Origin of the sequence: Rhodococcus sp. R1101 (assembly GCF_000278445.1) — a bacterium.
Lineage (GTDB): Bacteria > Actinomycetota > Actinomycetes > Mycobacteriales > Mycobacteriaceae > Rhodococcus > Rhodococcus gordoniae.
Genome location: NZ_AJVB01000127.1, coordinates 1 through 9,150, shown reverse-complemented (window position 1 = coordinate 9,150; position 9,150 = coordinate 1). Strand labels below are relative to the sequence as shown.

The 9,150-nt window shown below is 68.1% G+C and carries 8 protein-coding genes and 2 pseudogenes; 7 read left to right on the top strand and 3 right to left on the bottom strand.

What is annotated here, in order from left to right:
- Positions 1-904, bottom strand: a pseudogene (locus R1101_RS0110660) (S9 family peptidase); the annotation flags it as partial.
- Between R1101_RS0110660 and R1101_RS0110655 the strand changes: the two are divergent.
- Positions 903-2,237 (top strand): wax ester/triacylglycerol synthase domain-containing protein, encoded by a 1,335-nt coding sequence (locus R1101_RS0110655; protein ID WP_081494069.1) that lies wholly within the window; start codon positions 903-905, stop codon positions 2,235-2,237. The pseudogene R1101_RS0110660 and the gene R1101_RS0110655 sit on opposite strands and share 2 nt — an antisense overlap.
- Before the next feature lie 30 nt (positions 2,238-2,267).
- A complete protein-coding gene (locus R1101_RS0110650) occupies positions 2,268-3,113 on the top strand; it encodes an SDR family oxidoreductase (RefSeq protein WP_026003129.1) in 846 nt (281 codons plus the stop codon).
- A gap of 37 nt (positions 3,114-3,150) precedes the next feature.
- Here R1101_RS0110650 and R1101_RS0110645 read toward each other — a convergent pair whose 3' ends face one another.
- Complete coding sequence (locus R1101_RS0110645) at positions 3,151-3,441, bottom strand: hypothetical protein (RefSeq protein WP_016933419.1); 291 nt, start codon at positions 3,439-3,441, stop codon at positions 3,151-3,153.
- A 204-nt stretch (positions 3,442-3,645) separates the two neighbouring features.
- On the opposite strand from R1101_RS0110645, the pseudogene lpdA reads away from it, so the two are divergent.
- Positions 3,646-5,050: pseudogene (gene lpdA / locus R1101_RS26380) on the top strand (dihydrolipoyl dehydrogenase).
- A 74-nt stretch (positions 5,051-5,124) separates the two neighbouring features.
- Here the strand turns inward: lpdA and R1101_RS0110630 are convergent.
- Positions 5,125-5,802: a helix-turn-helix transcriptional regulator gene (locus R1101_RS0110630; RefSeq protein ID WP_232284726.1), complete on the bottom strand. Its 678-nt coding sequence runs from the start codon at positions 5,800-5,802 to the stop codon at positions 5,125-5,127.
- Between the two features lie 179 nt (positions 5,803-5,981).
- On the opposite strand from R1101_RS0110630, the gene R1101_RS0110625 reads away from it, so the two are divergent.
- The 4 genes from R1101_RS0110625 to R1101_RS0110610 all read left to right on the top strand — a co-directional run.
- On the top strand, positions 5,982-6,794 hold the full coding sequence (locus tag R1101_RS0110625; protein WP_026003128.1) for a class I SAM-dependent methyltransferase: 813 nt from the start codon (positions 5,982-5,984) through the stop codon (positions 6,792-6,794).
- Positions 6,794-7,126, top strand: a complete 333-nt coding sequence (locus tag R1101_RS0110620) for a hypothetical protein (RefSeq protein WP_016933413.1) — start codon at positions 6,794-6,796, stop codon at positions 7,124-7,126. The genes R1101_RS0110625 and R1101_RS0110620 overlap by 1 nt, the downstream gene beginning before the upstream one ends.
- Before the next feature lie 69 nt (positions 7,127-7,195).
- Complete coding sequence (locus R1101_RS0110615; RefSeq protein ID WP_037222825.1) at positions 7,196-8,293, top strand: ferredoxin reductase; 1,098 nt, start codon at positions 7,196-7,198, stop codon at positions 8,291-8,293.
- Positions 8,294-8,321: 28 nt separating this feature from the next.
- Positions 8,322-9,150, top strand: an 829-nt coding sequence (locus tag R1101_RS0110610) for a hypothetical protein (RefSeq protein WP_016933411.1), incomplete at its 3' end; no start/stop codon positions are given.

Genomic DNA, 9,150 nt, shown 5'->3' with positions numbered 1-9,150 from the left:
CGGCGAGGAACGCCGGATAGTCCGCCGCGAGCAGCGTGCCGGCGGGATATCCGAGCCAGTCGGACCGGGTACGCACGAGCAGGTGGTCGCGGTAGACGCTCACCCGCGCGTCGTCGGGAACGTCGAGCCGGACGAGTCCGCCGTCCGCGGTGAGTTCGAACCGGTGCGCCCGGTAGAAGTCGATCGCGCGGTCGACGAAGGTGCGTTCGTATCCTGGCGTGTCGTCGTACCACGCGGAAACCGCGACATCGCTGCGCTCACCCTCGAAGACCGTCTCGGCCTGCTCGATCGGCGTGCCGCGACGCCATCTCTTCGCGAGACGCGGGTATCCCGAGTCGGTGAGCGATCCGTCGCCGAAATCGCTTCCGACATAGACGGTGTCGGCGTCGATCCACCCGATGTCCGTCTTCGCCTCGGGCAGTTCGAAACTGTGCGGACCCGAGAGGAATCGCCGCTCGACGAGGTCGAACTCGCGGATCACGCTCGCATCGGCACCACCGCGCGACAGGCTGATGAGCGCGCGGGTCTGGTCGGGCCGCAGCACCTGGGCTCCCGACCACACCCAGTTCTCACCCTCCTCCTCGGCGACGGCGTCGAGGTCGACGAGGACGTCCCAGTCGGGTTCGTCGCGCAGGTACTGCTCCATCGTCGTACGACGCCACAGGCCGCGCACGTGCTCGGCGTCCCGCCAGTAGTTGTAGAGGTACTCACCCCGCCGACGGGCGTACGGAATGCGGGCGTCGGTGTCGAGTACCTCGCGGATGCGGGATTCGAGGTCCGTGAAGCCGTCGGTGCGGGTGTACGTCTCGACCGTTCGGTCGTTCCGGGCACGCACCCAGTCGAGTTGTTTCTCGCCGGTGACGTCCTCGAGCCACAGGTACGGATCGGTCGTGTCGTCGCTCATGACCCATTCATACCCGCCCCTCACCTGCCGCGGGCGGCAGGCAGACTGTGACCTCGTGCAGATGCATCCGTCGGACGCGCGCCGAGAATGGCTCGGCGACCGAATCCCGGGCGACCTGTTCGCCCTCTACTGTTTCGACGCCCCCGCGGTTCCGGTCGCCGAGGTGCTCGCCGAACTGCGGTCGCGGGTGGCGGCGATGGGGGAGTTGCAGGTGCGGATGGTCGAGGTGCCCGCGGGTCTCGACTATCCCTACTGGACAGCCTGCGGACCTGGCCCCGACCGGGTCGTCGTCCACGAATCCGGCAGCTACGGGCAGGTGCTCGACACGCTGTCCGGGCTCGTCGCGACCCGCGTCGACGTCACCGTCTCACCGTGGCGCTTGCACATCTTCCAGCAGGTCGCCGATGCTCCGCGCGGAAACGGTCCCGCGCTCGTCGTCGTCCTGCAGATGTCGCACGCCTTCGCCGACGGGGTGCGCACGTCCGCGCTGGCCCGGGACCTGTTGTCGGGCATCGCCACACCCACGACCCCGCCGCGTGCCCCCTCGCCGGCCGGGATGCTCGCGCGCGCCCTCCTGCGGTTGCCTCTGTCGATCCCGCAGGTGATCGCCGACGGGCGACGGGCGGTCGAAGCACAACGGCAACTCGCCGAACCGTCGGTCCCGCAACCCGCCCCGGGGAGGCCGCTGGTGGCCGTGAACACCGCGCCCGGACCGCGCCGGGCGGTGCGCACAGTCGTGGTCGACACCGCAGACCTGCGCCGCGTCGGCACCGTCACCGTCGGTGCGCTCACCGTGATCGGTGCCGCCCTGTCGGACTTCCTCGGTGTCGACGAACTGTCCGCGGAAGTGCCGGTCGCGGTGCCCACCGCGACCTCCCGCAACAGTTACCGCAACGTCGGAGTCGACCTGCACTGCACCATCCGCGACCCGCACGAGCGTGCCGTGGCGATCGCCGCCGACCTGGCGTCGCAGCGGATCCGCGCGCGCCACCCCGCAATGGCGGTACGCGCCCGCACCGACGATCACGTCCCGGCACCGCTGCTGCGCTTCGGCACCGACCGCCTCGACCTGTCCGTCGTCCCGCCCACCGTCACCGGCAACACCGTCGTCTCGAGTGTCGATCGCGGCCGGGCCGACCTGGAACTCGGTGGCGGCCGGGTGCGGTTCACCTCCGGCTTCCCCGGCTTGTCGCCGGTGCAGGCCCTCACACACGGCGTGCACGGGATCGGCGAGGCGGTGACCCTGTCGGTGACGACCTCCCCGGAGGTGGTCGATGCGGCCGGTCTCGCTCGGTACGTCGCCTTGCTGTGCGAGGCGGTCGCCGCGCTGTAGCGTGCCCCGAATCGAACGATGGAGGGGTACATGGCGGTATATGCGGTGACGGGTGCCGCGTCGGGAATGGGCAGGGCGAGTGCGGAACGGTTACGGGCTGCCGGGCACACGGTGATCGGCATCGACCTGAAGGACACCGAGGTCACGGCGGATCTGTCCACGCCCCAGGGCCGCTCCGATGCGGTCCGCGCGACGCTCGAGCTGGCGGGCGGCCGTCTCGACGGCGCCGTACTCGCCGCCGGGTTGGGTCCCGCCCCGGGCAAGGAGAAGATCATCGCGCAGGTCAACGTGCGGGGCGTGATCGACCTGCTCGTCGGCTGGCGGCCGGCGCTGGTCGCCTCCGGCAACAGCAAGGTTGTGGTGTTCGGGTCCAACTCGACGACGACGACGCCCGGCGTGCCGAACTCGGCGGTGAAGGCGTTCCTCGCCGGCGACATGGACAAGGGCGTCGCCCGCGCCACGCGCATCCCGCAGACGGGTCCGCCGTTCACCTACGCGGCGTCGAAGATCGCCGTGACCCGATGGGCGCGCCGGGCTGCGGTAACCCCCGAGTGGGCAGGAGCGGGTATCCGCCTCAACGTCCTCGCACCGGGAGCGATCTCCACCCCGCTGCTCGACGCGCAGCTCGACAGCCCGCTCGGGAAGGCGGTCGAGAGCTTCCCCGTTCCGCTCGGCGGCTTCGGGAAGCCCGAGGAGATCGCGCAGTGGGTCGAGTTCATGCTGTCGCCGGCGGCGGACTTCCTGACGGGAAGCGTCGTGGTGGTCGACGGCGGCACCGAGGCGTACTTCCGCCCCGACGACTGGCCGGTGCGGGTTCCGCTCCGGTCGATCCCCCGGTACCTGCTCGCCATGCGGAGGTTCGGGCGCCGGAAGTGAGGGTCCGCGCGGCGCGGACCCTCACCGGGCTCTCACATCAGGCGAAACAGTCGCCGAATCCGTAGATCGCGTCGAACGCGCCGGTGGGCAACACGTCCACCGCGTTCACGCGGTAGGACGGGTACGAGGCATGCATCAGGTCGCGCACGAACCGCAGGGCGTGGATCGCGTCGACGGCGTCGACGGTGATGACGAGCTGGGCGCGGCCGTTGTCGCTGCGCCCCACCGCCCCGTGATGCGGGACGATCGGTTCGATGAGGTCGACGGTCTCGTCGTCGGTCAAGCGATCGAGGTCGGCGTCGATTTCGATCATCGCGTTGTATTCCATGTGTGTTCTCCCGTGTCGAACACCCGAGCGGCCTCGCGCCGCGCGGGTTGATCTCGACGGGGAACACGCACGACGACATCATGCCCGAACCGGACGACACGCGCCGTCATCCGATCGGTGGAGAGCGGATCGGGACGGTGGCTACCCGCGGGTAACCGGACCATCGGCAGACACCGGAATCGGGCGGGACTACCCTGTATATCCGTGACCTCACACTATGACGTCGTTGTCCTCGGAGCCGGTCCCGGTGGGTACGTCGCTGCTATCCGCGCGGCACAGCTGGGACTGAGCACCGCCATCATCGAGCAGAAGTACTGGGGTGGTGTCTGCCTGAACGTGGGCTGTATCCCCTCCAAGGCGCTTCTCCGCAATGCCGAGTTGGCGCATCTCTTCAACAAAGAGGCCAAGACCTTCGGCATCTCCGGTGACGTGTCCTTCGACTTCGGTGCCGCCTACGACCGCAGCCGCAAGGTCGCGGACGGCCGCACCAAGGGCGTGCACTTCCTCATGAAGAAGAACAAGATCACCGAATACGACGGTAAGGGCTCGTTCGTCGACGCCAAGACCATCGAGGTGGCCCTCACCAAGGGTGGCACCGAACAGGTGACCTTCGACAACGTCATCATCGCCACCGGCTCGGTCACCAAGCTGCTGCCGGGCACCGAGCTCAGCGACAACGTCGTCACCTACGAGGAGCAGATCCTCACCCGCGACCCTCCCCGAGTCCATCGTCATCGTCGGTGCCGGCGCCATCGGCATGGAGTTCGGCTACGTCCTGAAGAACTACGGGGTCGACGTCACCATCGTCGAGTTCCTCGACCGCGCACTGCCCAACGAGGACGCCGACGTCTCCAAGGAGATCGCCAAGGCGTACAAGAAGCTCGGCATCACCATCAAGACCGGTGCCGCCGTGCAGAAGATCTCGGACGACGGCTCGAAGGTGACCGTCGAGATCAAGGACAACAAGTCCGGCAACGTCGAGACCGTCACGGTCGACAAGGTGCTGCAGTCGGTCGGCTTCGCGCCGCGCGTCGAGGGCTACGGCCTCGAGAACACCGGCGTCGAGCTCACCGACCGCGGTGCCATCGCGATCGACGAGCGCATGCGCACCAATGTCGAGGGCATCTACGCTATCGGCGACGTCACCGCGAAGCTTCAGCTCGCCCACGTCGCGGAGGCGCAGGCCGTGGTCGCGGCCGAGACCATCGGCGGCGCCGAGACACTCGAGCTCGGCGACTACCGCATGATGCCGCGCGCGACCTTCTGCCAGCCGCAGGTCGCCTCCTTCGGTCTCACCGAGGAGCAGGCGAAGGCCGAGGGGTACGACGTGAAGGTCGCGACCTTCCCGTTCACCGCCAACGGCAAGGCACACGGTCTGGGCGATCCCACCGGCTTCGTCAAGCTCATCGCCGACAAGACCCACGGTGAGCTCATCGGTGGCCATCTCATCGGCCCCGACGTCTCGGAGCTGCTGCCCGAGCTGACCCTGGCCCAGAAGTGGGACCTCACGGTCAACGAGCTCGCGCGCAACGTCCACACGCACCCGACGCTCAGCGAGGCGCTGCAGGAGGCCATCCACGGTCTCGCAGGACACATGATCAATTTCTGAGGATGCGGGGCCGACCCGAGGCTCCGCGTTCACCCTTCTTCCGTGTGGGCGGATCCCCGCTCGGATGTACCGGCTCAGCCCGTGACGACTCGACCGTCGTCGCGGGCTGACGTCGTTCCGCCCTTCTCCGGACGCAGCACGAGCTGCACGAGACAGTTGCCGTCCTGCGGGTCGGGCCGGACGTCGACGGCGTAGCGGCTGCGCAGCAGGTCGGCGTGGTCGTCGAGGACGCGCTGGATCAATCCGCGTTGGATGCCGCGCACCACTTCGGGATTCGTGCGGGCGATCTCCGCGAGCGGGCACGTGCACAGCATGAGACTGTGGGTGCCGAAGGCGTTCGTCGCGCTCTGCGTCTCGAAACCCAACTGCTGCAGGGCGTCGATGACGAGCGTGCCGGCGTCGACGGTCGGCGCGGGTGCGAGGGCGAGCATGCCCGCCCAGTCCGAGCCCACCTCGAACGCCTTGTCCTCGCGCTCGGTGGGGGTGCCCCCGATCCGCGCGGCGAGCAGCGCGACGAGATCGGTGTAGGACGGTTCCTTCACCGCGACGTAGCCGAGGCGCGGGCGCCCGACCCGCTCGGCCGGAAGTTGCCGGGTGCGGACGAGACCTTCCTCCTCGAGGCCTGCGAGATGGAAGCGGACGGTCGTGATGTGCAGGTCGAGCGTGGCGGCGAGGTGATGGGCGTCGACCGGGCCCGAGGATTCCCGCAACAGTCCGAGAATCCGCTCGTGTTGCTTCACCCGCCGTGCCAAGTCCGCTCTCCCGTCGCGCCCGGGGTGCCCCTTAGGTGAGGGTCACCTTATTAAAAGGAAGAAAATCCTCTATAGTCGGCGTCATGGAGGCGACGACCGGATCACCGTCCACGTTACGACCGGTCCGGAGAGTCTCGGAACTGTGGCTACTCTTGGCCTCGCGAGAGAGAGTGCAGAACATGACGAATGAGCGCGCATCGGAAGATGCTCTGCCCCTTGCGGGTAGGGACACCGCCCACCTGCCGGGACACTGGCTGCTCGCCCGCCTGGGCAAGCGTGTGCTGCGGCCCGGCGGCAAGGAACTGACGGCGCGCGTGCTCGCCGACGCGCGGTTGCGCGGCGCGGACGTCGTCGAGTTCGCGCCCGGCCTCGGCCGGACCGCGCAGGAGATCCTCGCGTACTCGCCCGGCAGTTACACCGGCGTCGAATCCGACGAGACGGCAGCCGAACTGACGCGCAAGGCCATCGCCGGTGGCGGCAGGGTGGTCAGCGGCGAGGCGTCGAAGACCGGACTCGACGACGAGGTCGCCGACGTCGTGGTCGGCGAGGCGATGCTCACCATGCAGACCGACAGGCACAAGGCGGAGATCGTGCAGGAGGCACGGCGGGTGCTCCGGGCGGGCGGGCGGTACGCCATCCACGAACTCGCGATCGAACCCGACGAGGTCGACGACGAGGTCAAGACCGAGATCCGCAAGTCGCTCGCGCGCTCGATCAAGGTCAACGCCCGCCCGCTCACCGCGGCGGAATGGCGGACCCTGTTCGAGGAGAACGGATTCGAGGTCGAGAAGATCGGCTTCGCCCCCATGGCGCTGCTCGAACCCAAGCGCATCCTCGCCGACGAGGGCCTGCCCGGCACCCTGAAGTTCGTCCGCAACGTCCTTCGCGACTCCGACGCCCGCAGCCGGGTGCTCCGGATGCGGTCGACGTTCACGAAGTACAAGAAGCATCTGGTCGCGATCGAGATCGTCGCCACGAAGAAGGAAGCGTGATGAGTGCACAGCAGGTCGAGGGCAGGCTCACCCGTATCGAGGGCCTTGCGGAGCTGAACCCGGGCGAGGGGAGCGGCCCGCGGATCGAGAAGCTGGCGGCGGTCACCGGCGCGACCGTCGTGCGTCTGTCCTTCACCGCCGGGCAGACGATGGACGACCACAAGGCCGGCGCCCCGATCCTCGTGCAGGCCGTCACCGGGGACATCGCGTTCAGCACCGCCGACGAGACCGTGTCGCTGCTGCCGGGCACCGCGGTCCACGTCGACGCGGGTATCGTGCACCGCCTCGTCGCGAACGCCGATTCGGTAGTGCAGTTGACGATCCTGCGCTGACGATTGTTCCCGCTTCCACACGGAAGCGAATCCGCACGTGCGGCGTGTATGCACGCGTAGTGTGTCGCCATGGCGGAACGCGGCGCTCGCCCACACGTGCACCCGGTTCGGAGATGGTTGCTGCGCACGGTGCGGCACCTGTTCACGCCCCTCCGTCCCGACGACTATCTCGAGATGATCAACCCGCTCTGGACGACCCGCGAACTGCGCGGCCGTGTCGAGCGGGTCGTCCCCGAGGGTGGCGACGCCGCGTCGGTGCTCATCCGCCCGGCCTACGAGTGGCGGGGACACGAGCCCGGCCAGTACGTGCGGCTCGGCGTGATCATCGACGGCGTCTACCACTGGCGGGCGTATTCGCTCACCTCCGACCCGGATCCGGACGACGGCCTCATCAGCGTCACGCCCAAGCTCGTCGAGAACGGTGTGGTCTCGCCGTATCTGGTCCGCAAGCTCGAACCGGGCGACATCGTCCGGCTCGGCGAGGTGGAGGGCGTGTTCACACTGCCCGACCCGCTGCCTCGAAAGATGCTGTTCATCAGCGCGGGCAGCGGGATCACGCCGATCATGAGCATGCTGCGCAGCCTCGACCACCGCGATCGCGTTGACGACGTCGTGGTCGTGCATTCCGCCCGCACCCCCGACGAGGTGATCTTCTCGTCGACCCTGCACGAGCTCGACGACCGTCATCCCGGCCTGCGCCTCGAAGTGTGGCTCAGCGGTGAACGCGGTCGCATCACTCCCGGCGACCTCGACGAACTCTGCCCCGATTGGCGCGAGCGCGACGCCTTCTGTTCGGGTCCGCGCGACCTGCTCGACGCCCTCGAAGAACACTGGGACGAACACGGCGATCCCGAAAGATTCCACCTCGAACGTTTCCAGCCGATCATCGGCGGGAATGCCGGAAGCGGCGAAGGCGGCACCATCCACTTCCTCGACAGCGAGAAGGAGGTGGAATGCGACGGCGGAACACCCATCCTGGTCGCAGGGGAGAACGCCGGCCTGAAGTTGCCGTACGGCTGTCGGATCGGCATCTGCCACACGTGTGTCGGAACACTGAGATCCGGACAACTCCGGGACCTGCGAACCGACGAGGTGAGCGAGCCCACCGGGGCGGCGGTGCGTACCTGCATCCACACCGCGGAGGGCGACATCGAAATCGAACTGTGAAGCAACCGGCTTCGAGGCAGGGGGCGTCGTGACGAGAAGCATCGACAGGGCCGATACCGGGTCGCAGGAACTGCAGAGTCCGCTCGCGCATCTGAGCGACGACGATCTCGAGCAGATCGCGAAGGAATTCGATGCCATCCACGACGAGGTGTACTCGAGCCTCGGCGACAAGGACCGGCAGTACATCAAGAACGTCATCGCGGCGCAGCGTCAACTGGTCGTGGCGGGGCGGGTGCTGCTGTTCGCGTCGTCGTCGAAGCCCGCATGGGTGGCCGGGACGGCCTGCCTCGGCCTGGCGAAGATCCTCGAGAACATGGAGATCGGCCACAACGTCATGCACGGCCAGTGGGACTGGATGAACGATCCGGACATCCACTCGTCGGTGTGGGACTGGGACACCGCCTCCACCGCGGAAGCGTGGAAGCACTCGCACAACTACATCCACCACACGTTCACCAACATTCGCGGTCTCGACAAAGACCTCGGCTACGAGATCATGCGGATCGACCCGCACCAGAAGTGGCACCCCGTCTACCTCGCGCAGCCCGTCTACAACGCGCTGCTCACCGTGCTGTTCGAGTGGGGTGTCGCGCTGCACGACCTCGACCTCGAGGCGCTGTGGGCCGGAGAGAAGTCGGCCGGGCAGGTGCTCGAGGAACTGAAGGGCATCGCCGGTAAGGCCCGCGCCCAGTTCGTCAAGGACTACGTCGGCTGGCCGCTGGTGAGCGCCGCGCTGTTCGGTCTCGCGCAGGTCGCGCTGCAGGGCCGGTTGCCCCAGCCGAAGACCTCACGTCTGGGCCGGCGACTGCGCTCGACGAGCACGGGGCCGATCGGTAAGGACCGGTCCGGAAAGTTCC

What these genes read in the sequence shown, in the direction of transcription:
- R1101_RS0110655 (WP_081494069.1), top strand. Translation starts at nt 903, where the DNA reads ATGACCCATTCATACCCGCCCCTCACCTGCCGCGGGCGGCAGGCAGAC.
- R1101_RS0110650 (WP_026003129.1), top strand. Translation starts at nt 2,268, where the DNA reads ATGGCGGTATATGCGGTGACGGGTGCCGCGTCGGGAATGGGCAGGGCG.
- R1101_RS0110645 (WP_016933419.1), bottom strand. Translation starts at nt 3,441, where the DNA reads ATGGAATACAACGCGATGATCGAAATCGACGCCGACCTCGATCGCTTG.
- R1101_RS0110625 (WP_026003128.1), top strand. Translation starts at nt 5,982, where the DNA reads ATGACGAATGAGCGCGCATCGGAAGATGCTCTGCCCCTTGCGGGTAGG.
- R1101_RS0110620 (WP_016933413.1), top strand. Translation starts at nt 6,794, where the DNA reads ATGAGTGCACAGCAGGTCGAGGGCAGGCTCACCCGTATCGAGGGCCTT.
- R1101_RS0110615 (WP_037222825.1), top strand. Translation starts at nt 7,196, where the DNA reads ATGGCGGAACGCGGCGCTCGCCCACACGTGCACCCGGTTCGGAGATGG.